We start from the raw sequence: 24,706 nt of genomic DNA on the forward strand, positions 1-24,706 counted from the left end.
CTTGAAAATAAGCGGGCCGGAGACGCAAGCCACTCCGGGCGGCCAGACCGGGGGGAGGCTTGTTTTCCCTTCCGTCTATGGCTGGTTGCGATAACAGGACCCTTTCCTCAAATGTCGAGAACTGCCTGCCCCCACGCCCATTTTGGGCAAAACTGCAATGCTGCCCGCGCCGTCAAGCGGGTGGAGAGAAAAGGACCTGACGCATGGCCGAAACTGGCACTGTAAAATTCTTCAACACTGACAAGGGCTTTGGTTTCATCAAGCCTGACAACGGTGGTGCGGACATCTTCGTACATATTTCTGCCGTGCAGGCTTCGGGCCTGAGCGGCCTTACGGAAAACCAGAAGGTAAGTTTCGACACTGAACCCGATCGCCGCGGCAAAGGCCCGAAGGCGGTCAACCTGCAGATCGCCGGCTGATACGGCCTCTGCTGATAGATTATAAGTTGCAGCCCGGCATATTTGCCGGGTTTTTTCATTCAGGCTCCGTTCAGTTTGGGCGCCATAAAGTCCATTTATGATGAAGACCGGAACTGATTCCGGCCCCATGCATAGGATTGAAGCCCATGAACAAGTTCATCAAAGCCGCTGTTCTCTCGGTTGCCGCAGTCACCATGATTCTCCCGACCTTCGGCGCCGCCCAAGCAGGAGGCCACCATCACGACGATGCGTGGGCGGCGGGTGCAGTGGGCCTCGTCGCGGGCACGCTCATCGGTGGCGCGATCGCCTCGCAGCCGCGCTACTACAGCGAGCCAGTCTATAGCGAGCCGGTCTATGTCGATCCGGAACCCGAATATTATGAGTCGCGCCCGGTCTATCAGCCGCGCCCGGTTTACCAGGCTCGCCCGGTCTATCGCCGGGTCGCCGTGGAGAGCTACGGCCTCGAACCCTGGACGCCGGCCTGGTACCGCTACTGCTCGCAGCGCTACCGTTCGTTCGATCCGGACAGCGGCACTTTCGTCGGCTATGACGGCCGCAGCCATTTCTGCACGGCCGGCTGACCGAACCGCAATACGCTGAACAAAAGGCACATGCCCCGCGCGGAGCATGTGCCTTTTGATTCTCTCCGTAATACGTAGCGACCTTGCTTCCGTCAGTCGGCGAAGGAACCACGCTGCGATGTCAGAGACCCCTGAGATAGGGATTGCTGCGGCGTTCCTCACCGATCTGTCCGCCCGGGCCGTGCCCGCAGATGAATCCGACATGATCGCCAAGCGGCAGGATCTTGTCGCGAATCGAGGCCAGCAGTTGCTGGTGATTGCCGCCGGGCAAGTCGGTGCGCCCGATCGAACCGTGGAACAGCACGTCACCGACATGGACGAAATTCTGCTTCCTGTTGAAATAGACCACGTGGCCTGGCGCATGGCCCGGGCAATGCAGGACCTCGAAAACATGGTCGCCGAAGGAAACGGTATCGCCGTCTTCAAGCCACCGGTCGGGAAGGACGTTCTGCACCTTCATCGTCAATCCGAAGCGTTCCGCCTGGCTCTCCAGTCGCTCGAGCAGGGGCTGGTCGTCCTTGTGCGGACCGATGATCTCGAGCCCCAGCGCCTCCTTCAATTCCTTGGCGCCGCCGGCGTGATCGATATGGCCGTGCGTGAGCCATATCGCTTTCAGGGTGATGCTGTTCTCACGAATGGTCTGCAGGATGATGTCGACGTCACCACCGGGGTCGACGACCACGCCCTCCTTGGTTTCACTGTCGAACAGCACCGTACAGTTCTGTTCGAAATGCGTAACCGGGATAATGCCCGCCTGTAACATGCGACCGCGCCTCGCTTTTGGATCGTTTGGGTGCAAGGCAGGCATAACCGCCGAACATCCCAACCGATCTCAATCCGTTCCGCGGCCACCTATAGCGACATATGGACGGGATGACAGCCCAATTCAGCGCAAAGCGGCGATTTCCGGCGCGGGCGCAGGGGCAGGCGGAGACAATTGCACCGTCGTCAACAGCAGGGCCGATACCGCCAGTTTCGACGCCACGACGACAATCACCACCGGACGAAGCCTCTGGGCCGTGGTTCTGCGCTCATCGATGAGTTGCATTTCATTACCCCCGGATGCAGCAGGCCGCCCTTTCCGGGACGGGAAAATATCGAAATCACACCGTCATGCGACGGTCGGGCCGGTCGGCTGCGTTGGTTCGATCGTCAAACCGGGAGCAATATGTCTCATCCTCACACTTCGTGATGTCACGGGGGGAACATCCCGGCTCTACACGGCGTTTCGCCCTCATCACGCAACAGGAGCAAGACGATGAAAACCCCTTCCCTCCACCTGTTTCGGACGGTCGCGGCAGCGGGTTTGATGCTCGCCGCTGGCATCTCGACGGGCTATGCAGCAATGAGCGCAACCGCCGTTACGGATTTGAACATCCGCGCTGGCCCGGGGCCGCAATATCCGACCATCGGCCTTGCAACGCGCGGCAGCGCTGCTGTTCTCGATGGATGCATCCAAGGAAGCAATTGGTGTCAGGTCAACGTCAATGGTGTGCGCGGCTGGGCCTATGCCCGCTATCTGACAACCGATCTCGGCGGATCCGCGGTTGTCGTCGAGCAGCGCCGCACGGAACTCGCGATCCCTTCCGTGACCTATCAGGTACAGCCAGGTGACCCTGTCGTCGCCACGACCTCCGAACCGCTGGAACTGATCGGCCCGGTCGAACAGGTTGATGCCATCACGCCGCCTGCGGCGGTGCGCACCTATATCACCGAGAACCCTGCCGATACGGTTTACCTCGAAGGTGAGCCCGTTCTCGGCGCGGCATTGCCGAGTACAGTCGGCGTCCGGCAGATTCCGGACTACGACTACGATTATGTCAGCATCAACGGACAGCCCGTGCTGGTAGAACCGGCGACGCGGCGGATCGTTTACGTCTATCGCTGACACAATCGACAGCCGGTAGAGGACGCGCGCGCAGCCTCCTCTTCCTGCATGCAGCAACTCAAAATGCTACGGCGACCTTTGCGCGTCTGGTGACGCGCAAAGGTCGCCGGAGAGGAATGATTCGCCGAATCGCGCGCCAATATGCGCGCTTTCTACCGAGAAGAAAGATCGATTTGCGTTCGGAATTACTGGGGCTCTTCTTCTGGAAGCACTATTTACTATTTGCCAATTTCTTCCATTCAAACCGAAGTCCGAACTAAATATCCATATATATCAAAGCGCTACGTACTTCCCGAACCCATCCTTACACCGGTCACCAGTGCCGCCTCCGCACAACCTCAACGTCGAAATTGACAGTTTCCGCTTTCGGTCTCAACCTGTCCGTGCCGGATTGTCGGTGCATCGCGGCTCTTGGACGAGGGGCCGCAGACGGAGGGTTCAATGGAAGCATTAATGCCTATCATTACCCAGTTAATCGCGGGGGCAGCTGGCGGCAACGCGGCCAGCGCCATGCTGAAGCAGCAGGCATTCGGGGTTGTGGCGCGCACGATCGTGGGAGCCATCGGCGGCCTCGGCGGTGGGTTCCTGGTTCAGATGCTTGGCGGGGAAGCAGCAGCCACCGGCCTTGTCATGCAGGCAATTGGCGGCCTTGTCGGCGGTGGCGTGCTGAGCGGCATCGTCGGACAGTTCCTCGGCAAAACAGCGTGACGTCTCCCGAGCGATATCCGTAGCAAGACAAAAGGCGGCCGCAGGTCGCCTTTTGTATTTCTGAATGCCTTGCAGGGCGCCTCCGGTTCTTCGGAGGCGCAAGAAGCCCTATTCCAAGTCTACTGCATGTTTCCTTAAATCGCACTCGATTCAAGGATAAAAACATGCAGCAATTCAAAGTGCTACAGCGTCCTTTGCGCGTCTGATCAGACGCGCGGCGCTGTAGACTATTCTGCCGCCGCAGCGACCGGATTAACTTCCTTCGTGTAGTCGTTCATCAGCGTTTCGGTGATCGTGGCCGGCGCGAAGCGATAGGGGCCGATCTCCGACACTGGAGTGACCTCGGCGGCCGAACCGGTCAGGAAACATTCCGAAAAACCGGAAAGCTCTTCCGGCATGATTGCCCGTTCGACCACCTCGTAGCCCCGGCGCTTGGCAAGCTCGATGACGGTCCGGCGCGTGATGCCGTCCAGGAAGCAGTCCGGCACAGGTGTGTGCAGAACGCCGTCCTTTATGAAAAAGACGTTGGCGCCGGTCGCTTCGGCCACCTGGCCGCGCCAGTCGAGCATCAGAGCGTCCGCATAGCCCTTGGCTTCGGCCGCATGTTTCGAGATCGTGCAGATCATGTAGAGGCCCGCGGCCTTGGATTTCGACGGAGCGGTCCGCGGATCGGGACGACGATACTCGGCGATATCAAGGCGAATGCCCTTCAACTTCTCCGCCGGATTGAAATAGCTGCCCCATTGCCAGATGGCGATCGCGACGTTGATGCGGCTGTTCTGGGCGGAGACACCCATCTGCTCGCTGCCGCGCCACGCGATCGGGCGGACATAGGCCTCGGAGAAACCCTGGCGCTTCAGCAATTCCTTGCTGGCACTGTCGAGTTCATCGACCGAATAGGGGATCTTGAAGCCGAGAATGGCTGCAGACTGGTGAAGCCGCTGATTGTGTTCCGTAAGCTTGAAGATGCGCCCGCCATAAGCGCGCTCACCTTCGAAGACCGCACTCGCATAGTGCAGCCCATGCGTCAGCACATGTATCTTGGCATCCTTCCAGGGCACGAACTCGCCGTTGAACCAGATTTCACCGTCCAACTGATCGAAGGGAATAGCTGCCATGGTATTATCCTCCGGCGCGTATGCACCATACCTACTGTTGATTATCTTGCCGTTTCCAGTTTATCGGCAAACAGACTGGGGGAAAATTCAATTTCACGATTTTGGATTTGCGAACGGAACCGCGCGGCCTATCCTCCAACGGCGACGCCGGGCCCCGATGTCTCGCCCGACGAGCCGATCGCTATCAATGACATAAAAATATGTCAACGAAACTGACATATTTTGCGATATATTTCGTGAAGCGCAATTTGGTTGAAAGGAAATGACTGCGTGCCCGGCCAACCCAAGGACAACACCGAGTACCTGACCGAAGTTGTCGGTGAGGAGGACACGATAGATTTCGAGATCATCGAACTGCTGTTCTTTGCCTATCGTGACTTCACCGGCGATCCGGACGCCATACTCGAAAAGAGCGGCTTCGGGCGAGCGCATCACCGCGTCGTGCATTTCGTCAACCGTGAGCCCGGAATGACCGTTGCCGACCTTCTCGATACATTGAAGATCACCAAGCAGAGCCTCGCACGCGTTTTGAAGCAACTCATCGATTCCGGCTATATTCGTCAGGTAACCGGCCCCGAGGACCGGCGGCAGCGAATGCTTTACACCACGCAGGAGGGCAAGGCGCTGGCCCGGGCGCTTGCGGAGCCACAGTCCCGCCGCATAGCCGAGGCATTGGCAAAAACGGGTCCCGGCGCGCGTGAAACCGTGAAGCGTTTTCTCGCCAACATGAAGAATGCCGCCGCGGACTGATGGTTATGGGGCCGGCGTCTCGAGCTTCATTCGGCGAGGCAGACGGCCCCCTGGAATCGGGGAATTGGGCGGCGGCCGCGCGTCTGGTTGAATGCGTGATCCAGCCAGCCGGCTTGCGGAAAATGAGGGTAGTCGAGCCATGACAGTGAAAGCGAAAGTCTCCGACGATGCGGCGCATCTTCTGATCGTCGATGACGACCGGCGGATTCGCGACCTGCTCAACCGCTACCTGGTCGAGCAGGGTTTCCGTGTGACGACGGCGGCCGACGCCGACGAGGCGCGGCGCAAGCTGATCGGCATCGATTTCGACCTCCTGATCGTCGACGTGATGATGCCCGGCGAGAGCGGCATCCAACTGACGCAGAGCCTGAGGCAGATCAAGACGGTGCCGATCATCATGCTGACGGCGCTGGCTGAATCGAATTCGCGTATCGAGGGCCTTGAGGCCGGTGCGGATGACTATCTGCCGAAGCCTTTCGAGCCGCGCGAACTCGTGCTCAGGATCAACAATATCCTGCGCCGCAACCAGCCGGCACAGGCGCCGAAGGTCGATCAGGTCATTTTCGGTCCCTATACCTTCTCCGTGGTGCGTAAAGAGCTCCGCCGTGGCGCCGATCATATCCGCCTGACCGACCGCGAGCAGGAGATCATGACCCTGTTCTCCCAGCGCGCCGGGGAGACTATCCCCCGGCATGAACTGATCGGAGACGACGCCGAGGTCGGTGAGCGGACGATCGACGTGCAAATCAACCGGCTGAGGCGCAAGATCGAGGACGACCCGTCCAACCCCATCTGGCTTCAGACGGTACGCGGCATCGGCTACCGGCTGAGTGTGGACTGAAATGCGGGAGAGTCATGGCAAGCTTTGACAGCATCAGGCGCGAAGGAACAGGCCCGGCCGACGGTGCCTGGAAACGCCTGACGCGGTGGTTGCGCCGCCGCCTGCCGATCGGCCTTTACGCACGTTCGCTGCTGATCGTCATCATTCCAATGGTACTGCTGCAGTCGGTCGTCGCCTTCGTCTTCATGGAGCGGCACTGGCAGCTCGTCACGCAACGCCTCTCGGCAGCGGTGACCAGCGACATCGCCGCGATCGTCGATCTGATCACGACCTTTCCGCGCGATGGCGATATCGACCAGATCGTGCGCATTGCCCGTGAACAGCTCAATCTCAACATCGCCGTCGAGCCTGGCGGGGAGTTGCCGCCGCCGCGCCCCAAGCCCTTCTTCGAAATCCTTGACCAGATCCTCAGCGAGGAGATTTCGAACCAGATCCGCCGCCCCTTCTGGATCGACACCGTCGGCAACTCGAAGCTCGTCGAGATCCGCATCAAGCTCAATGATGGCCGTATCCTCAGGGTTTATGCGCGGCGCAACCAGGCCTATGCGTCAAACACCCATATCTTCCTGGTCTGGATGGTCGGCGCCTCGTTGGTGCTGTTGACGATCGCGGTCCTCTTCCTGCGCGGGCAGATCAGGCCGATCCTGGCGCTGGCGAGCGCCGCGGAAAGTTTCGGCAAAGGCCAGAAGATCGACGATTTCGCGCCGCGCGGCGCCGAGGAGATACGCCGCGCGGGTCTTGCTTTCATCCTCATGCGCGAGCGTATCGAGCGCCAGATCGAGCAGCGCACCGCGATGCTCACCGGCGTCAGCCACGACCTGCGCACGATTCTCACACGGTTCAAGCTGCAACTCGCGATCGCCGGCAACAATCCGGACCTCGAAAGCCTCAATCAGGATGTCGAGGACATGCAGAACATGCTGGAGGGCTATCTGGCCTTCGCTCGTGGCGAGGCGGAAGAGGACGTCGGTGAGCTGAAGCTCAGCGACCTCATGACCCGCCTTGCAGCCGAGGCGGAGCTATACGGCAAGACGCTGACGACCTCCATCGAGGGAGAAGACGATATCCGGGTGAGGCCCGCTGCCTTCACCCGCCTCGTCGCCAATCTCGCATCGAATGCTTATCGCTATGCCAATTCGGTACGGATCGAGGCGCGCCACAGCGCCAAGTGGCTGACGATTACGGTCGACGACGATGGCCCCGGCATTCCGGAGCGATCCAGGGAGGACGTGTTCAAGCCGTTCTTCCGCCTCGACGAGGCGCGCAATCTCGACAGTTCCGGCACGGGGCTCGGTCTGGCGATCGCCCGCGATATCGCCAGAAGCCACGGAGGCAACGTCACCCTTGGCGACAGCCCGCTCGGCGGCTTGCGCGCCACGGTCCGCGTGCCGACGTGATCCCGATGGCGTTTGCGCGACTGGCGCGCGGCGCGGCGAGTGCGGAGCTTCCGCAGTAAAGCAGGCAAGCGTGCCGCTCCGGTTGCCGCCGTTCGGGATTGGCGAACGAGCCGCCTTTAGCTATCAATGCTATAACTGTCCAACAGTCGGGAACCGCCGCCAATGCAAAGCAGGGTTTTCGAAGCGCTCCTCTCCAGATATGAAACCGTGGCCCTGATTGCCAACAGCGAAGGCGTCGACGTCGACGCGGTCGTGCGCGCCCTGCCGGAAAGAACGCTGTATGTCTTCTTTACCGGCTGCGCAAAGGTGCTGACGCGTCCCTTCGATGGGGATGCGGTGCTTTGCCACCGACTTATCGCCGACGGCACGCGCTTCCTGAAGTCGCGCAAGCATTTCGATAGGGCATATTCGCTCTTCTCGCAGCCGCCGAAGGCCGAGATCGGCGTTCTTGCCGATCGCGGCGTGCCCGAAGGCGCGCCGCGCGTGACGACTGCGCGCACGAGCACCCTCGTGCCATACACGCTGGACTTCGACCACGCGCTTGGGCCGCTCTATCCGGTCGACCGCATGCCCACAACTGGGTTTGCCGTTGCCCTGTGGCTGGCCGAGAAGGTCCCGGACGCAAATGTCTCTCTCTGCGGATTTACAGGCACCGCGGGCCTGCAGTTCAACATGTACAGCGAGCACGACTGGACCTTCGAACAGATCATGTTGCAGCTTCTCGCCCAGAAGGGGCGCATCCGACGCTTCGAAGACAGCCTTTGCGAACCAGCGGGCGCGCTGGCGCGCATCATTGGCCGCTTCCCAGAATTCGACGAGGCGACGATAGCGCTCGTGGCCGCCAACGTGCTGGCAAACCGCTTGACCGGCACCGAGCGTCAGGTCTCCAGGCTTTGGGCAAGGACGAAGCTCGAGCGAAAGATCCGCGCGTTCTTCAAACGTTTCACACATTGATACCCGCGGTGCGGGTTGCCAACATCCCGTCAGACTTGGCCGGTGTCATGCGCCATTACCGTTGCTCAACGAAGAGGACCCGATCGCGCGTGGCGAACCATTCCTCGGCATAATCATCGTTCTTGTATTCCACAAAATACGGACCTCCGTCGGTGAAGTGCACGAGGTCCGCCGCCGGATTGTAGTCATACTCGTTGACCAGCCAGTTCCAGGTCGGCGGCAGTGCGCCGATCAACTCCTCCGATTCCAGCCACTTGAACTGGTGCAGTTGCAGGCCGGTTGCCGTGTTGACGTAGTCTGGCGTAAGCGCCGTGCATTTGGCATTGTTGAAGAGGATGACGCTCGACCAGTTTTTCTTTTCATATTTCGTCTGTGTCTGGCCGAGGAACTTTGTCGCGATTTTGGGCGTGTATTCGTGCTTCACGCACATCACGGCATAGCGCTCGTCGCGCAATTGCCACAGCCGCGCGATGTCGGTTCGCATCAGCATGTCGCAATCGGCGAAGAGACTCCATCCCTGATAGCCGCTGAGATAAGGAACGACGAAGCGGGAAAACGAGAACTCGGTCGACTGCAACGGATTGCGCTCGCGGGTGAAAATCCCTCCCAGAGTGCTCAATGCGATCGGCAGAAACTCAACCGGAATCGAACTCTTCTCCAGAATGCTCTGGCAAAAGACGTGATAGGCGACGACCTCCCTGCTGTCGAAGCCGATAAAGACGCGCGCCGTGTTCGCCATGTCTCCTCCCATCGAAATTATCGCCGGCCGCATGCCAGTCATGCGGCGGCAACTAACCCGGGAAGGGTCGCGACAGGACAAGCCTTAGTCAAGGGCTCCAACTGCAAGATGTGTAGTCGACCACCTCGCTAATTTTGGATCGGTTCAATCCAAATCATCGCGATCTAATCAAGAATCGCGCTACCGCGAATAGGTAGACCTAAAGCCGCGCCGGTAATTGAAGCGATGCCAGGCATCGATCCGCCGTGGATGGCGAGCGCGCATGGCGTCGAGCGGGGCAAGCAGCCTGCCTTCGCGGCCGAGGGAGCCATCGAGGATTTCGATGATCCTGCGGTTTGGCCAGGGCTTGCGGGTGATCGTCAGCAGCGCGGCGAAGGCCTCCTCTTCCCTGCCTTTTCCCAACTGGTAGGCAATCAACCCGTAGGCGAAGGCCGTCGAGCGGCTGACACCGGCATGGCAATGGACCAGGATACGACTCGATCGATCGTCGGCGACCGGTCTCATGGCCTCGAAGACGTCCTGGACGAGGTCCGGGAAATGCTGCGTCGCGCCGGCGTTTTCCTGATCGCGCATGCGTACGACGCGGTGCGCGACATTGGCGATGGCCGGCACATCCGCTTGCGGCAGTTCCGGATCGAGAAGCGAGAGCACATGGCTCGCTCGCCATTCCCGCGCCACCTCCGCCGCGCGCCAGAGGCAGGAAACCTTGACGCATTCAGGGATCAGGGCGCGGTTGATCGTCATGATGCTCACATCAACTTCTTGCCGTTCGGAACCGGTCTGTCGGTCGCCGCCAGCACGATCGCGCCGGCTTCATCTTCAAAGCCGAGGGTCAGCACCTCGGAACGCACGGGGCCGATCTGGCGTGGCGGAAAATTGACCACGCCCAAGACCTGCCGTCCGACGAGATCCTCCGGCTTGTAGTGAACCGTAATTTGCGCCGATGACCGTTTTATGCCGATTTCAGGGCCGAAATCGATCTTCAGCTTGAGGGCAGGCTTGCGCGCTTCCGGGAAAGGCTCCGCTTCGATGATCGTGCCGACGCGAATGTCGACGCGCTCGAAATCGGCGAAGGCAATGGTTTCGGCCATGATCGTACTCTTGAAATTGCGGTGACTTATCCAGCCAGTTCCTCGGCCCGCTTGCGCGCGGCCGCAATGGCCTTTTCGAAGAGCGGCTGCATTCCGTCATCGGCCATCAGAATGGCGAGCGCCGCGGCGGTTGTTCCGCCGGGAGAGGTTACGTTCTGGCGCAGCTGCGCGGCTTCGTCGGGGGACTGATGCAGGAGTTCACCAGCCCCCGCGACGGTTTCCCGAGCGAGACGCATGGCGAGGTCCGCCTTGAGACCGGCCCTGCGCCCGGCCTCCGCCATGCACTCGACGAGATAGAACACATAGGCCGGCCCACTGCCGGAAACGGCCGTCACGGCATCGATGTCGGCTTCGGTCTCGACCCATTCGACCGGGCCGCTGACCTTCAGAAGGTCATGAACCAGGGCGCGCTGTGCTTCGGTAACGCGCGCATTCGCGTAGGCGCCGGTCACGCCACGGCCGATCATGGCCGGCGTGTTCGGCATGGCGCGCACGGTTGCGGCTTGACCGAGATGGCTTTCGATGGACCGGAGCGTCTTGCCGGCAGCGACGGAAACGATGACAGTCTCCGGGCCGACAAGCCCTTCGAGCGGCGGCAATACGGCATCCATGATCTGGGGTTTGACCGCCAGGAATAGCACGCCCGCCTTGACGCCTTCCGGCGCGGACGTGGCGTGCCTAACACCATTGTCGGCAATAAGCTCGGCCATCGCCGGCGGCGGGCCCGGATCGATGACGAGGACGTCGCCGCCCTTGACGCCGCTCTTCAGCCAGCCGCCGAGCATCGCGCCGCCCATATTGCCGGCGCCGATGAGGACGATTGGACCGGACACGGCTACAGCCATCTCATGCCTCCCCGACTGTTTCGAACAGCACCGCATCGACTGCACGCTGCGCATCCATTCCGGACCAGACGACGAACTGGAATGCCTGGAAATAGGATTCGCAAGCATCGAGCGCACTCGACAACAGCACCTCGACCTGCTGGTTCGTCGGTTCCGCGCCGCCCGCGAGCAAGAGAGATTGGCGGAAGATGATGACTTCTTCTTGGCGCCAGAGATCGAAATGCCCCATCAACACCTGACCATTGATATGGGAGAGCAGGCGGATCACCTCGTTGACGCGGCTTTCCGGCACCTTGATGTCAAAGGCGCAAGCCAGATGCAGCGCCTCGAACTCCTCCATCCAGGAGAAGGAAACGTGATAGTCCGCCCATTTGCCTTCGACCGTCATGGCGATCTCGTCTTCGCCGGATCGCTCGAACGACCAGTCGTTGTTGGCGGCCACGAACTCGATCATGTCGACCGGGTTGGACTGGCGCTCGACTTCCATTTCCAAAAGGCTCATGCATCACCCTTACGGCGCGGCACAGGCGCGCATAATCGCGTTCACAAGACGCAACGCTGCAAACCCAATACCGGATACGGACACACTATGATTGCTGGACGCACGGCCATCCTGGCTTACTTACCCTGCCCGGAGCTTACGTGATCCGTTTCGAATCATCATTTAAAATCAGTGTATAACGGCGGAGTCAGCCTGCCAGCCCCTCGGGCGAAAAATTGCGGCGAAGAATGACGCCCGCGTTGCGATTTTGATTCAGCACAGATGCTTAAACGACTCTGCCATAAGGACTTTTTGGCAGTGTCCACAGGTGGAAAACTTTTCAGATTTTATTAACCCTAAAGCGCCGCACGCCCTTCCGACAGGCAAGGACAGTCCTAGCACTTTGAAATGCTGCATGATTCCCTCGTTCAGGAGCCCGGTCTGAGGAATCATGCAGCAGTGCGACCATGTAAAACACGGCAGATTCTGCCCCGGCCGGGCGGGAATCGCTCAGATGCGCGGCTCGCTCCGGGAATGAGCCCGGAGACGGAGCGAGCGGAGCCGCGAGAAGCGCGGCTCCCAGTCGGTCGTTACTTTTTCTTTCCGGTCTCTGCGAGGCGCGCTTCAAGCGCTTCGATGCGGGCAAGCAGCGCGTCGTTTTCCTCGCGCGCCTTGACGGCCATTTCCTTGATCGCCTCGAATTCCTCGCGCTTGACGACATCGAGCGAGTTCAGCCAGCTTTCGGCCTGCGCGCGGAAGGCCGTCTCGACCTCGCGTCGCACGCCCTGGGCAGCGCCCGCCGCATCGGTCATCAGCTTGGCAAAGTCGTCCAGAATGCGGTTGGCTCCAGTGCTCATCGTCCAGATCTCCATTTCAGCGCGCAGCAGCGCGGTCATGAAATTGAGGTAGGATTGTCGACGAAAGGATGCAAGAAAAATAAGACGGCGCGGAGGTAGCGGGCCGGCACCGGGCGCTTGACCCGCCCGGATTCGATCGCCATGTTCCGCCAAAACAACCGGCCGGCACGAGACAAGACCTTGGAAACAATCGCCACCCGCCTCGCCATCCTTCCCTTCCCGGAAATCGATCCCGTCATCTTCACGATCGGGCCGCTTGCCATTCATTGGTATGGGCTCGCCTATGTCGCGGGCATTCTCATCGGCTGGGTTTATGCACGCCGCATCGTCCAGAACACCACGCTCTGGCGCAACGAGACCCCCGCCTTCAACCTGACGCAGCTCGACGATTTCCTGCTCTGGGTTGCCGCCGGCATCGTCCTTGGCGGGCGCATCGGATACGTCCTTTTCTATGATCTGAGCTCGGTCCTGCAGAATCCGGTCCGCGCGATCGAGATCTGGAACGGCGGCATGTCGTTCCACGGCGGTCTTCTCGGCACGATGCTCGCGATGATCATCTTCGCGCGGCGCAACGCCATTGCCGTCTGGAGCCTGTTCGATGTCGTCGCCGCCGTGGTGCCGATCGGTCTCTTCTTCGGCCGCGTCGCCAACTTCATCAACGGTGAACTCTGGGGACGTTTGTCGTCCGTGCCCTGGGCGATCGTCTTTCCGACCGGCGGCCCCTTTGCCCGCCACCCGAGCCAGCTTTACGAAGCGGCGCTCGAAGGCATTCTGCTCCTCCTGGTGCTTGCCTATTTCGTCTATCGCCGCAAGGCGTTGAAAGTACCCGGCCTTCTCTGCGGCATATTCGTCTGCGGCTATGCCGCGAGCCGCATTTTTGTCGAATTCTTCCGCGAACCGGACGCTCAGATCGGCTATCTGGCCGGCGGCTGGCTGACCATGGGCATGGTGCTTTCACTGCCGATGGCGCTCGCAGGCATATGGGCGATCGCGCGCGCACGCCGGGCAGCAGCGACCGCATAACTGGACGGATGCATGACGAATCCTCTCGCCGACAAGATCAAGGCGCTGATCAAGGCCAACGGGCCGATCAGCGTCACCGACTATTTTTCGCTCTGCCTCGCTGATCCGCAACACGGCTACTATCGTGTTCGCGAACCCTTCGGTGCTGCCGGCGATTTCACCACCGCGCCGGAGATCAGCCAGCTTTTCGGCGAGATGATCGGCATATTCCTGGTGCACGCGTGGCAGGAGCACGGCCGCCCGGAACCCGCGATCATCGCCGAGGTCGGTCCGGGGCGGGGCACGATGATGTCCGATGTGCTGCGCGTGATCGGTCGTCTCGCGCCCGATCTCTATCGCTCGGCCAGTGTACATCTCGTAGAGACGAGCGAGCGGCTGCAGAAGGTGCAGGCCGAAACACTCGCGGGACACCAGGGCAAGGTTCATTGGCACGCGAGCTTCGAAACTTTGCCGGCGGGCTTTCTGCTGCTCGCGGCAAACGAGCTTTTCGACGCAGTTCCGATCCGGCAATTCATTCGCACCGCGCAGGGATTCCGAGAGCGCATGATAGGTCTCGATGCCGGCGACAACTTGATCTTCGCGGCCGGCGTCGCGGCTATCGATCCGTCGCTTCTGCCGTCGCCGGCGCAATCGGTCGGCGAAGGTACGATTTTCGAGACAGCCCCGGCACGCGACGCGGTCATGGCCGCGCTATGCGAGCGCCTTCGCGCCGGCGGGGGCACGGCCATTATCATCGACTACGGACATATGGCGACCAGCTATGGCGATACGCTGCAAGCGGTCCGCGAGCATCGCTACGATCCTCCGCTGGCCAGCCCCGGCCAGGCGGATCTCACGAGCCATGTCGATTTCGAACAGCTTGCCCGTCGCGCGAAGGCGGAGGGACTGCAGGTCAATGGACTCGCGCATCAGGGCGATTTCCTCGTCGGCCTCGGTCTGCTCGAGCGGGCGGCGGCACTCGGCCGCGGCAAGGACACGCTGACGCAAGAAGGCATTCGCTCCGCCGTCGAACGACTCGCCGGCTCCGGGGCAGGAAAGATGGGCGAACTGTTCAAGGTGCTGGCGGTCAGCAGCCCTGAAGTCACGCTGGCGCCGTTCCAGAAGAAGGCCTAGCGACGATCAAGGCGCCGTGGCTCTTTCAGACGCATGGCCGCCGCAACAGCTTGAATTGCTGCATGTTTTATACCCAAATCGATTCCGGTTTAAGGAAACATGCAGCAGACCGGCGGCGGCTCGGCGATTGACAGTGCCGGCGTGCCGCGTCAACATCGCGCCGCAAATCAGCCGCAAATCACCGGGCCGCGACGCGCCCTCAATTCCAATGAAACCTTAAAGACAGCAAGGGCGAGTACACCGATGCAGGACGATGCCTCGCTTTCCCCGGTTCAGAGTCCGCTCTTCAGCGCCAAGGCGGGACCGGCGATCGCACACGGCTATTTCACCCGCAAGGGCGGCGTTTCCGAAGGCATCTATCGTGGCCTGAACGTCGGCCTCGGCTCGAAGGACGACCGCGAACATGTCGGCGAAAACCGAGCGCGCGTCGCGCGCTGGTTCGGTGCGGAGCCGCGGCACCTTGCAACCGTGCATCAGGTCCACTCGCCGGACGCCATCGTCGTCGACGGCACCTATGATGGCGCGCGCCCCGATGCCGACGCGCTGGTGACGGCGACCCCGGGCATCGTGCTCGGCGTTCTTTCAGCCGATTGCGGGCCAGTGCTCTTTACCGATCCGCACGCCGGCGTGATCGGTGCGGCCCATGCCGGCTGGAAAGGCGCACTCGGCGGGATTCTTGAAGGCACGATCGAGGCGATGATCTCGCTCGGCGCGCGCCGTGAGCGGATCATCGCCTGCCTTGGCCCGTCGATCAGCCGGACGCACTACGAGGTCGGAGCCGAATTCGTCGAACGTTTCATCGCCGCTGACGACGATTATGTATCTTTCTTCAACCCTTCCGAACGGAACGGCCATGCCATGTTCGACCTGCCGGGGTTGACAATCCGGCGACTGACGGAAGCCGGGGTGACGGCGGAGAACCTCGACATCTGCACCTACGCGGACGAGGACCGTTTCTTTTCCTACCGCCGCACGACACACAGACAGGAGCCTGACTACGGCCGGCAGATGTCGGCGATCTGCATACGGGAGAATTGAAATGGCGCTTCAGTTTGCGGCAGAGGAATACGCAGCCCGCCTTGCGCGGCTGACGGCCAGAATGCAGGAAGAGAAGCTCGACGCCCTGCTGCTCTTTGCGCAGGAGAGCATGTACTGGCTGACCGGTTACGATACGTTCGGCTACTGCTTCTTTCAGACGCTGGTCGTCAAGAGAGACGGCTCGATGGTGCTCTTGACGCGTTCGGCCGACCTGCGCCAGGCGCGTCACACGTCCAATATCGAGCGTATCGAAATTTGGGTGGACCGGGTCAATGCCGATCCGGCAGTGGATCTCAAGAATCTCCTGAACGAGCTCGATCTGCTCGGCTGCCGCATCGGGGTCGAATACGACACGCATGGCATGACCGGCCGAACGGCGCGACTGGTCGACCATCAACTCGCCAACTTCGGCGAATTGATCGACGCCTCGTTGCTTGTGAGCCGCCTTCGCCTGATCAAAAGCCCCGCCGAAGTCGCCCATGTCGAAAAGGCCGCCAGCCTCGCAGACGACGCGCTCGAAGCGGCGCTGCCATTGATCCGCCCGGGTGGCAACGAAGCGGCTATTCTCGCAGCCATGCAGGGCGCGGTCTTTGCCGGCGGCGGCGACTATCCGGCCAACGAATTCATCATCGGCTCGGGCGCCGATGCCCTGCTCTGCCGCTACAAGGCGGGCCGGCGCACGCTCGACGCCAACGACCAGCTGACCCTCGAATGGGCGGGCGTCAGCGCCCATTACCATGCGGCGATGATGCGCACCGTCGTGATCGGAGAGCCGACCAACCGCCACCGTGAGCTCTACAGCGCCTGCCGCGAGACGATCCAGGCGATCGAGATGGTGCTTCGCCCCGGCAACACCTTCGGTACCGTTTTCGACGTCCACGCCAAGATCATGGACGAACGCGGCCTCGCCCGCCATCGGCTGAACGCCTGCGGCTATTCTCTCGGCGCGCGCTTCTCGCCCTCCTGGATGGAGCACCAGATGTTCCATGTCGGCAACCCCCAGGAGATCGAGCCGGACATGTCGCTCTTCGTGCACATGATCATCATGGATTCCGACAGCGGAACGGCCATGACCCTCGGCCAGACCTATCTCACGACACCGGATAAACCGCGGGCGCTCTCACGTTACGGACTGGACTTCATTTCTGCGTAAGGAAATCCGCCTATGATTTCCGACCGAGACGGACGAACGGAGGCAGCCTCCTAGAGCATCCCGCTTTCTAGAAGCTGTCGCGAACCGGAACGGGATCAGGGCGTGCGAAGCTCCCTCCCGCTCCGACTGTTAGAGTCGAGACGGACGGTGGGAACGATGCGAAAGCTGATCATGCCTATCGCAAGCCTTGGTCTTGCAACAGCACTTACAGGCTGCAACAGCACCGATGTGCTGATACCGCAGGTGGACGTGGGCGCCGGGACCTTCCGATCCCCGCCGGTGACTCAGTCCGATCTCGACACCATGTCGACGCAGACTGCCATCGTTCCGGTGCAAACCGTGCCACCAAGCAGCACGGCCGCCTTCTCTGCGCAGCCGAACGTCTCCAGCCCGCCGACGCAATATGCCACGGGCGATGCCACCTATACGGACCCTGCCGGCACGCTCGATGCCCAGGCAAACCGCCTTGCCGAAGGTGAGCCACCGATCCAGACAAGCCAGGCCCAGACTGAACGAGGCGAGACCGAACAAGACGAGGCCGCGCAGGTTGAGGTGAGGAAGGTCCAGACCACGCGCATACAAAGCCCCGCCCCTCAGCAGGAGCCGGCCGGGCAGCGAGCATCGACGGAGCCAGCAGCGCCCGCGCGACAACAAGACGTAAACCACGCCGCCCTGCCGGCGGCCACAAGCGGTTCAGGCAGCATTCGCTTCCTGCCGATCATCGGTGCACCGGTCGAGGCGGTGACCCCGCTTTCGAAACAGCTCGGTGCCGACGCCCGCGCACAAGGGCTGGCGATCAAGGGCTCTGCAGACAAGACGAGCGAGCATATCCTCAAGGGCTATTTTTCGGCGCTCAACGACGGCGGCAAGACAACGGTCGTTTATGTCTGGGACATTCTCGACGGCAACGGCAATCGCCTGCACCGCATCCAGGGACAGGCCACCGTCGCAAGCACCGCTGCCGAGCCCTGGAGCGCGGTCCCGCCGGAAACAATGCAGGCGATCGCCACCAAAACCATCAAGGCTTACCTCGATTGGCGTCAGTCCAGAGCAGGATGAGGAAACGCGTGTGCGCTTTCCGCCCGCATCCGCTCTAACTCACTAAAATCGATCACGATCTGTGATTACGTGTGCGGTCGCCCCAAATGGTCGTGATCTTGGCCGGTTGACACAAAGTTTTTAGGGTAATGGCCTTTGCGCCGCAGCATTCCCCCTTGCATTCGAGTTCAGGGACGCTAAAAAGCGGCCGATCAGCTCTGAACAGCGGCCATTCCGTAAAGATTGCCCGCGATCGGAATGGCTCACGGAATTTGCGCGGAAAAAACCGCCCCGGACTGCACGCCGGACGGAGGCCGCGCCAGCTCAAGGCGGACCGTCAATGAAGGTTTTCGCAGGCAATTCGAACCGGCTGCTTGCCGAAGCGATCTGCAACTATCTCAACCTGCCCCTCGGCAAAGCTACAGTAAGGCGGTTCGCCGACCAGGAAATCTTCGTCGAAATCGGCGAAAACGTGCGCGGAGAGGACGTTTTCATCGTCCAGTCCACCTCTTTTCCGACCAACGATCATCTGATGGAACTGCTCATCATGATCGATGCAGTGCGCCGCTCTTCCGCCCGCCGCATCACCGCCGTCCTTCCTTATTTCGGCTATGCCCGACAGGACCGAAAGCCTGGTCCTCGCACGCCGATCTCCGCCAAGCTGGTCGCCAACCTTATCACCCGAGCCGGCGCCGACCGCGTTCTCACCCTCGATCTTCATGCCGGCCAGATCCAGGGCTTCTTCGACATTCCGACCGACAACCTCTATGCGGTTCCGATCCTGGCGCGCGACGTCAAGGAACACTACGACCTGAAGAACGTCATGGTCGTTTCGCCGGACGTGGGCGGCGTCGTGCGTGCCCGCGCGCTTGCAAAGCGTCTCGACTGTCTGCTGGCGATCGTCGATAAGCGCCGCGATCGCCCGGGTGAATCGGAAGTCATGAACGTCATCGGCGATGTGAGCGGCAAGGACTGCATCCTGATCGACGACATCGTCGATTCCGGTGGCACGCTTTGCAACGCCGCCGAGGCACTCTTGAAGAACGGCGCCACCAGCGTCACCGCCTACATCACCCACGGCGTGCTTTCCGGCGGTGCAGTTACCCGCGTCGCCTCCTCGATGCTGAAGGAACTGGTTATCACCGACTCCATCCAGCCGACGACCGCCGTCCAGTCGGCGCACAATATCCGCGTGATCTCGACCGCCGCCTTGATCGGGGAAGCGATCAGCCGCACCAGCCAGGAAGAATCGGTTTCGAGCCTGTTCGACTAAGGTCATTCAGTCCGAGACTAGAGCATCCCGCCTTCACGTGGCATCACTGAAGGCGGATAAGATGCTCTAGAAGCAAAGCGCTGGAGCGTCCTTTGTGCGTTCATTTGAACGCACGGCGCTCTGGGAGTGCATCGACGCCGGCGCATCGAGCGCCGGCGTTTGTCTGGCAGGTGCGAACCAAGCTATCGACTCTTCCCGAGAACCTGCGTCACCGGCTGGTCGGCAAGATTGTCGATGAACCAGTTCGGATAGACCGGCGGAGGCACGGTCTCGGCATCGAGCGCTGCGATCTCGCCTTCCGTCAACGTAAGCTCGGCGGCGCCGAGATTGTCTTCGAGCTGATGCAGCTTGGAGGCGCCGAGCAGCACGCTCGTCACAGCATCCTTCGCCAGCAGCCAGGAGATCGCCACCTGAGCCACGCTTGCTCCGTGCGCGTCGGCGATCGTGCGCATGCGTTCGACGAGACGGAAGCCCTGCTCCTTGTCGAAAGGTAGAATGTCGAAGCCGGAATAGCGGTTGTCTGGATCCCCGAGATTGTCGCGGGTATACTTGCCGGAGAGGAAGCCGGCGGCGAGCGGGCTCCAGACCGTCAATCCCAGGCCGTAGCGCTGCATCATCGGGATCACGTCGCGTTCGACGTCCCGGCCGAGAAGAGAATAGTGCATCTGCCCATGCGTGAAGGGCGCGAAACCGGCGGCTTTCTGGATTTCGAGCGCCGCCGCCACCTTCCAGGCCGACCAGTTCGAGAAGCCGATATAGCGCACCTTCCCCGAGCCGACCACCTCGTCCAGCACCGACAACGTCTCTTCAAGTGGCGTGTGAGGATCCTCCTTGTGAACGATGTAGACGTCGATCCAGTCGGTGCCGAGCCGTTTCAGGCTCTGGTCCACGGACCAGAGAATATGGCGACGGGAGAGACCGGCCTGCGTCAGCGGCGTGCCGGTTCGAAACCCCACTTTCGTCGCGATGACCACGTCATCGCGGCGCGTCCTCAACGCCTCGCCGAGAATGCGCTCCGACTGACCGGAGGCGTACCCGTCGGCCGTATCGAAGAAATTGATGCCGGCGTCCAGCGCCCTCCCGACGAGTGTGGCCGCCGCCTCTGCATCGGTCTTGTAGACTGCACCGATGCTGCGGTCGCCGGCCGTGAAGGTCATGGCGCCGAAAGCAAGGCGCGAAACCACGAGACCGGTATTGCCAAGCGTTGTGTACTGCATGTTTCTCTCCGTTTCCGAATGGGCCGCATTGCGGTTGGCGATGATCATGCCAAAACGGATTATTGCGAAAAACAGGATGTCACTATAAAGGTTATGAAGAATAACTTCATAATGGCGCGACCGTGGCAGTCGACCCCTTCAACGGTTTGACGGAATTTCTGGCGGTGGCGGAGCATCGCAGCTTCACCGCCGCAGCGGCTGCGCTCGGCGTTACGCCGAATGCCGTCAGCCAAGCGATCAAGGCGCTCGAGAGCAGGCTCGGCGTTCAGCTCTTCGTTCGCACCACGCGCCGCGTGGCCCTCACGGAGGCGGGCAGCGCATTCCTGCTGCGCGTGCGCCCGGCGGCATCCGAGATCGCCGAAGCCCATGACCTGCTTGGCGGTTTTCGCGACCGGCCGATCGGCAACCTCCGCCTGACCGTCCCGCGCATGGCGATCCCGCTCGTGCTGACGCCTTTGCTGCCGCGCTTTCGGCAGGCCTATCCGGACGTGTCCGTGGAAATCTCGATCGATGACGCGGCGATCGATATCACCGAACGCGGCTTCGATGCCGGCATCCGCATCGGCGAGGCCGTCGAAAAGGATATGGTCGCCGTCAGGCTGACGCCCGACATCGCCTGGGCCGTCGTCGGCGCACCGTCCTATTTCGCCAAACGGGGACGCCCGGCAACGCCGGAGGAACTGACGCGGCACGAGGCGATCCGCTACCGTTACCCCACGTCGGGCACGATCTATCGCTGGGAGTTCGAGCGCGAGGGCCGCGAATTCTCCGTCGACGTCCCGGGCGGCCTGATCGTCAACGACTTCCTGCTGCTTATCGAACTGGCCGAAGCCGGGATGGGGCTAGCCTACCTGCCCGAGCCATCAGTCCGCGAGGCAGTCGCAGCGGGGCGTCTCGAACGCGTGCTGGAGGCGTATCTTCCGACGTCACCGGGTCTTTTCATCTATTTCCCCGCCAAGGCCCAGACCCAGCCCAAACTGCGGGCATTTCTCGACCTGGCGGCCAAGATCGGGCGCGAGCGGAAATAACGGCCGCGTCCACAACCAAGCCTAAAGTCCGCGCAGATTGACAATCCTGAGGCGTGCGCCGCATAGTTCGATCTAATTTCAGAAATTTAGTATAGGCGTATGCAAAAATGGGAATTGGCTCTCCAAGGCAGCGCGATCGACTCGCGATATTGATAGATGCCGATAATATTCGCTCCAATTTTCTGCCGCTTATCATTCGCGAAGCATCAGCCATCGGCACTGTTTTCATCAAGCGCGTTTACGGACATTTTGGCAGTGCCGCGATGAAAGCCTGGCAGCCGCTTGTCCATGAATTTGCGCTCTTGCCGGTCCACGTCGCACCAGCCGCAAAGAGCAAGAACGCCACCGATTTAAAGCTGGCGATCGACGCAATGGACATACTGCATCGCGGGCAAGTCGACGGCTTCTGCATTGCATCGAGCGACAGCGATTTCACCTCTCTTGCAAGCCGAATCCGGGAGGATGGTGTGTCCGTTTACGGCTTTGGGGAGAAGAAGGCGACCAACCCCTATGTGAAATCTTGCGACCGCTTCTTTTATTGCGACCTCCTTCTTGAGGAAGGTGCAAAGGCCGACTCCGGCAAGCCTGCCAAACTGCCTTTGAAGGAAATCCTGGCTGCAGTTGACGACACGTTGGGCGAAGACGGCTGGGCTCATCTTGGTGAAGTTGGCAGCGTGCTCAACAAACGCATGCCGGATTTCGACTCCCGAAATCACGGATTCAGCAACCTCAGTACGCTAATGGAGAGTATTCCGTCCCTCGAGTGCAATCGTATTAAGTCGAACGGTGGTAGCTTCATCCAAGTGAAGCGGAAATAGCTACCAGTTCCTCCCGATCTCAGACGGATGGCCGGCACTCAGCTATGGCCGCGGTAAGGTGCAAACCTCCCCTCCACCGAAAAGCCGCGACCGAGTGAGGAAACGCTTCTCCCGGCCATTGTCGAGCGAGAACATCCCGCCCCTGCCCGGCACCACATCGATGATCAGTTGCGTGTGCTTCCAGACTTCATACTGGCTGGCGCTGATATAGACCGGCACACCATCAATTTCGCCGAGCTTCACGTCATTGTCGCCGACGATGTACTCGTCCGCCGGATAACACATCGGCGACGAGCCGTCGCAGCAACCACCCGACTGGTGAAAGAGAATGTCGGGATGGTCGCGCCGGATTTCGCGGATGAGTTCGATCGCCGCATCGGTCGCGAGCACGCGCGGCTCGCCATTCGTTTCCGTCATCATTTCCTCCCTTCCCGCATGACCGACAGGCCCCCGATGAATATCGGGAGCCCGCCGGGAGGATCACCGGCGATCGCCGCCGGGATCGAACAATGAGGATCAGAAGAAACCGAGCGCCTTCGGGCTGTAGCTCACCAGCATGTTCTTGGTCTGCTGGTAGTGGTCGAGCATCATCTTGTGCGTCTCGCGGCCGATGCCGGACTGCTTGTAGCCACCGAAAGCGGCATGCGCGGGATAGGCGTGGTAGCAATTGGTCCAGACGCGGCCGGCCTGGATCTCACGGCCGAAGCGATAGCAGCGGTTGGCATCCCGGCTCCACACACCGGCACCGAGGCCGTAAAGCGTATCGTTGGCGATCTCCAGCGCCTCAGCCTCGGTCTTGAAGGTCGTCACCGAAACCACAGGGCCGAAGATCTCCTCCTGGAAGATACGCATCTTGTTATGGCCGCGGAACACCGTCGGCTTGACGTAGTAGCCCTCGGAAAGCTCGCCTTCGAGCACGTTGCGTCCACCGCCGGTCAGTACCTCGGCCCCCTCCTGCTTGCCGATGTCGATATAGGAGAGGATCTTTTCGAGCTGCTCGCTCGACGCCTGCGCGCCAATCATGGTCGCTTGGTCGAGCGGGTTGCCCTGGCGGATCGCCTCGACCCGCTTCAGCGCCCGTTCCATGAAGCGGTCATAGATGCTTTCCTGGATCAGCGCGCGGCTCGGGCAGGTGCAGACCTCGCCCTGATTGAGCGCGAACATCGCAAAGCCCTCGAGTGCCTTGTCGAAATAGTCGTCATCCTCGTTAAGCACATCGGCGAAGAAGATGTTCGGCGACTTGCCGCCGAGCTCGAGCGTCACCGGTATGAGGTTCTGGCTGGCATATTGCATGATCAGCCGCCCGGTCGTCGTCTCGCCGGTGAAGGCAATCTTGGCGATGCGCGGGCTGGTGGCAAGTGGCTTGCCCGCTTCAAGGCCGAAGCCGTTGACGATGTTCAGCACGCCCGGCGGCAGGAGGTCGCCAACGAGTTCCGCCCAGACGAGAATGGAGGCAGGCGTCTGCTCGGCCGGCTTCAGCACCACGCAGTTGCCGGCAGCAAGTGCCGGGGCGAGCTTCCATGCGGCCATCAGGATCGGAAAGTTCCAGGGAATGATCTGACCGACGACCCCGAGCGGCTCGTGGAAATGATAGGCGACCGTGTCGTGGTCGATCTCGCCGATCGAGCCTTCCTGGGCGCGGATGCAAGCGGCGAAATAACGGAAATGATCGATCGCCAGCGGAATGTCGGCAGCCATGGTCTCGCGGATCGGCTTGCCGTTGTCGAAGGTTTCCGCCCGCGCCAGAAGCTCAAGGTTGGCCTCCATACGGTCGGCGATCTTTATCAGGATGTTGGAGCGCTCCGTCGTCGACGTCCGCCCCCATTTTTCTCGCGCCGCATGCGCCGCGTCGAGCGCGGCTTCGATATCGGCGGCATCGGAACGGGCGATCTGGCACAGCGTGCCGCCGGTGACCGGCGTCGTGTTGTCGAAATAGCGGCCCGCAATCGGCTCCCGCCATTCGCCGCCAATGAAGTTTCCATATTTCTGCTTGTACGGGTTCTCGACGATCTTCTGGTGCAGCATGGCTTCCTCCCTGTAAACAGCAGTCCTTTGCTGTACGAGGAAGGGTGCAGCCGAATATCGAACCGCGATAGAGAGCCGCGGCACTCGGCAGCGCCATCTGTTTCAGAACTGAGACAGGCCGGCTGGCTGCAGCGTGCTGCAGCGCAGCATCGGTCGGAACTGAACGATTTTTTGGCTCGTCCGCCCCTCATCCCGCTGCCGCGACCTTCTCCCCGCAGGCGGGGCGAAGGGACAAGCGGCAAACTGCCAGTCCCCTCTCCCCGCACGCGGGGAGAGGGTTAGGGTGAGGGGCTTTTCGTGGATTTGCGCAG

28 protein-coding genes are annotated in these 24,706 nt (G+C 61.1%); 16 read left to right on the forward strand and 12 right to left on the reverse strand.

The window, feature by feature from the left end:
• Positions 1–203 precede the first annotated feature (203 nt).
• On the forward strand, positions 204–419 hold the full coding sequence (locus FKV68_RS14780) for a cold-shock protein (RefSeq protein WP_128442587.1): 216 nt from the start codon (positions 204–206) through the stop codon (positions 417–419).
• 146 nt (positions 420–565) lie between these two features.
• A complete protein-coding gene (locus tag FKV68_RS14785; RefSeq protein ID WP_180938553.1) occupies positions 566–1,000 on the forward strand; it encodes a BA14K family protein in 435 nt (144 codons plus the stop codon).
• Positions 1,001–1,121: 121 nt separating this feature from the next.
• Here FKV68_RS14785 and FKV68_RS14790 read toward each other — a convergent pair whose 3' ends face one another.
• Both FKV68_RS14790 and FKV68_RS14795 read right to left on the reverse strand, forming a co-directional pair.
• Complete coding sequence (locus FKV68_RS14790) at positions 1,122–1,763, reverse strand: MBL fold metallo-hydrolase (protein WP_180938554.1); 642 nt, start codon at positions 1,761–1,763, stop codon at positions 1,122–1,124.
• Between the two features lie 123 nt (positions 1,764–1,886).
• A complete protein-coding gene (locus FKV68_RS14795; RefSeq protein ID WP_180938555.1) occupies positions 1,887–2,048 on the reverse strand; it encodes a hypothetical protein in 162 nt (53 codons plus the stop codon).
• 210 nt (positions 2,049–2,258) lie between these two features.
• Here FKV68_RS14795 and FKV68_RS14800 point away from each other — a divergent pair, with 210 nt between their 5' ends.
• Positions 2,259–2,888, forward strand: a complete 630-nt coding sequence (locus FKV68_RS14800) for a DUF1236 domain-containing protein (RefSeq protein WP_180938556.1) — start codon at positions 2,259–2,261, stop codon at positions 2,886–2,888.
• Positions 2,889–3,329: 441 nt separating this feature from the next.
• The gene (locus FKV68_RS14805) at positions 3,330–3,596 is read left to right on the forward strand and encodes a hypothetical protein (RefSeq protein ID WP_180938557.1); all 267 of its coding nucleotides are present in this window, start codon (positions 3,330–3,332) and stop codon (positions 3,594–3,596) included.
• A 227-nt stretch (positions 3,597–3,823) separates the two neighbouring features.
• Here FKV68_RS14805 and FKV68_RS14810 read toward each other — a convergent pair whose 3' ends face one another.
• A complete protein-coding gene (locus FKV68_RS14810) occupies positions 3,824–4,714 on the reverse strand; it encodes a branched-chain amino acid aminotransferase (protein WP_180938558.1) in 891 nt (296 codons plus the stop codon).
• A gap of 270 nt (positions 4,715–4,984) precedes the next feature.
• On the opposite strand from FKV68_RS14810, the gene FKV68_RS14815 reads away from it, so the two are divergent.
• The 4 genes from FKV68_RS14815 (at position 4,985) to FKV68_RS14830 (ending at position 8,656) form a co-directional block, all read left to right on the forward strand.
• Complete coding sequence (locus FKV68_RS14815) at positions 4,985–5,464, forward strand: MarR family winged helix-turn-helix transcriptional regulator (protein WP_180938559.1); 480 nt, start codon at positions 4,985–4,987, stop codon at positions 5,462–5,464.
• A gap of 139 nt (positions 5,465–5,603) precedes the next feature.
• Positions 5,604–6,305 (forward strand): response regulator, encoded by a 702-nt coding sequence (locus FKV68_RS14820; RefSeq protein ID WP_180938560.1) that lies wholly within the window; start codon positions 5,604–5,606, stop codon positions 6,303–6,305.
• A gap of 14 nt (positions 6,306–6,319) precedes the next feature.
• A complete protein-coding gene (locus FKV68_RS14825; RefSeq protein ID WP_180938561.1) occupies positions 6,320–7,702 on the forward strand; it encodes an ATP-binding protein in 1,383 nt (460 codons plus the stop codon).
• Positions 7,703–7,864: 162 nt separating this feature from the next.
• A complete protein-coding gene (locus tag FKV68_RS14830; protein WP_180938562.1) occupies positions 7,865–8,656 on the forward strand; it encodes a hypothetical protein in 792 nt (263 codons plus the stop codon).
• A gap of 55 nt (positions 8,657–8,711) precedes the next feature.
• Here FKV68_RS14830 and FKV68_RS14835 read toward each other — a convergent pair whose 3' ends face one another.
• From FKV68_RS14835 to FKV68_RS14860, 6 genes are all read right to left on the reverse strand, one after another.
• Positions 8,712–9,395: a glycosyltransferase family protein gene (locus tag FKV68_RS14835; protein ID WP_180938563.1), complete on the reverse strand. Its 684-nt coding sequence runs from the start codon at positions 9,393–9,395 to the stop codon at positions 8,712–8,714.
• Between the two features lie 180 nt (positions 9,396–9,575).
• Positions 9,576–10,139, reverse strand: a complete 564-nt coding sequence (locus FKV68_RS14840) for a protein-tyrosine phosphatase family protein (protein ID WP_180938564.1) — start codon at positions 10,137–10,139, stop codon at positions 9,576–9,578.
• A 5-nt stretch (positions 10,140–10,144) separates the two neighbouring features.
• On the reverse strand, positions 10,145–10,486 hold the full coding sequence (locus FKV68_RS14845) for a tRNA-binding protein (protein ID WP_180938565.1): 342 nt from the start codon (positions 10,484–10,486) through the stop codon (positions 10,145–10,147).
• 26 nt (positions 10,487–10,512) lie between these two features.
• On the reverse strand, positions 10,513–11,331 hold the full coding sequence (gene proC / locus FKV68_RS14850; RefSeq protein WP_180938566.1) for a pyrroline-5-carboxylate reductase: 819 nt from the start codon (positions 11,329–11,331) through the stop codon (positions 10,513–10,515).
• 1 nt (position 11,332) lies between these two features.
• Positions 11,333–11,833, reverse strand: a complete 501-nt coding sequence (locus FKV68_RS14855; RefSeq protein ID WP_136506450.1) for a type III secretion system chaperone family protein — start codon at positions 11,831–11,833, stop codon at positions 11,333–11,335.
• A 569-nt stretch (positions 11,834–12,402) separates the two neighbouring features.
• Positions 12,403–12,669: an accessory factor UbiK family protein gene (locus tag FKV68_RS14860; RefSeq protein ID WP_180938567.1), complete on the reverse strand. Its 267-nt coding sequence runs from the start codon at positions 12,667–12,669 to the stop codon at positions 12,403–12,405.
• A 180-nt stretch (positions 12,670–12,849) separates the two neighbouring features.
• Between FKV68_RS14860 and lgt the strand changes: the two genes are divergently transcribed.
• From lgt to FKV68_RS14890, 6 genes are all read left to right on the forward strand, one after another.
• The gene (lgt, locus tag FKV68_RS14865) at positions 12,850–13,692 is read left to right on the forward strand and encodes a prolipoprotein diacylglyceryl transferase (protein ID WP_425347595.1); all 843 of its coding nucleotides are present in this window, start codon (positions 12,850–12,852) and stop codon (positions 13,690–13,692) included.
• Positions 13,693–13,704: 12 nt separating this feature from the next.
• The gene (locus tag FKV68_RS14870; protein ID WP_180938569.1) at positions 13,705–14,805 is read left to right on the forward strand and encodes a class I SAM-dependent methyltransferase; all 1,101 of its coding nucleotides are present in this window, start codon (positions 13,705–13,707) and stop codon (positions 14,803–14,805) included.
• Positions 14,806–15,048: 243 nt separating this feature from the next.
• Positions 15,049–15,843, forward strand: coding sequence for a peptidoglycan editing factor PgeF (pgeF, locus tag FKV68_RS14875; protein WP_180938570.1), 795 nt, complete (start codon positions 15,049–15,051; stop codon positions 15,841–15,843).
• Between the two features lies 1 nt (position 15,844).
• Entirely contained in the window at positions 15,845–16,996 is a 1,152-nt protein-coding gene (locus FKV68_RS14880) for a M24 family metallopeptidase (protein ID WP_180938571.1), read from the forward strand.
• A gap of 156 nt (positions 16,997–17,152) precedes the next feature.
• Positions 17,153–18,055, forward strand: a complete 903-nt coding sequence (locus FKV68_RS14885) for a hypothetical protein (RefSeq protein WP_180938572.1) — start codon at positions 17,153–17,155, stop codon at positions 18,053–18,055.
• A gap of 319 nt (positions 18,056–18,374) precedes the next feature.
• Positions 18,375–19,307 carry a ribose-phosphate pyrophosphokinase gene (locus FKV68_RS14890; RefSeq protein WP_180938573.1) on the forward strand — a complete coding sequence of 311 codons (933 nt, stop codon included), beginning with the start codon at positions 18,375–18,377 and terminating at the stop codon, positions 19,305–19,307.
• Positions 19,308–19,489: 182 nt separating this feature from the next.
• Here FKV68_RS14890 and FKV68_RS14895 read toward each other — a convergent pair whose 3' ends face one another.
• Complete coding sequence (locus FKV68_RS14895; RefSeq protein ID WP_180938574.1) at positions 19,490–20,524, reverse strand: aldo/keto reductase; 1,035 nt, start codon at positions 20,522–20,524, stop codon at positions 19,490–19,492.
• 122 nt (positions 20,525–20,646) lie between these two features.
• Between FKV68_RS14895 and FKV68_RS14900 the strand changes: the two genes are divergently transcribed.
• Together FKV68_RS14900 and FKV68_RS14905 are read left to right on the forward strand one after the other, a co-directional pair.
• Positions 20,647–21,552, forward strand: coding sequence for a LysR family transcriptional regulator (locus FKV68_RS14900; protein WP_180938575.1), 906 nt, complete (start codon positions 20,647–20,649; stop codon positions 21,550–21,552).
• Positions 21,553–21,659: 107 nt separating this feature from the next.
• Complete coding sequence (locus FKV68_RS14905) at positions 21,660–22,370, forward strand: NYN domain-containing protein (protein ID WP_180938576.1); 711 nt, start codon at positions 21,660–21,662, stop codon at positions 22,368–22,370.
• A 42-nt stretch (positions 22,371–22,412) separates the two neighbouring features.
• Here FKV68_RS14905 and FKV68_RS14910 read toward each other — a convergent pair whose 3' ends face one another.
• Both FKV68_RS14910 and adh read right to left on the reverse strand, forming a co-directional pair.
• Positions 22,413–22,790: a DUF779 domain-containing protein gene (locus FKV68_RS14910; protein ID WP_425347591.1), complete on the reverse strand. Its 378-nt coding sequence runs from the start codon at positions 22,788–22,790 to the stop codon at positions 22,413–22,415.
• Between the two features lie 96 nt (positions 22,791–22,886).
• Entirely contained in the window at positions 22,887–24,395 is a 1,509-nt protein-coding gene (gene adh, locus FKV68_RS14915; protein ID WP_180938578.1) for an aldehyde dehydrogenase, read from the reverse strand.
• Positions 24,396–24,706 lie beyond the last annotated feature (311 nt).

It is taken from the genome of Sinorhizobium mexicanum (genome assembly GCF_013488225.1).
Lineage (GTDB): Bacteria > Pseudomonadota > Alphaproteobacteria > Rhizobiales > Rhizobiaceae > Sinorhizobium > Sinorhizobium mexicanum.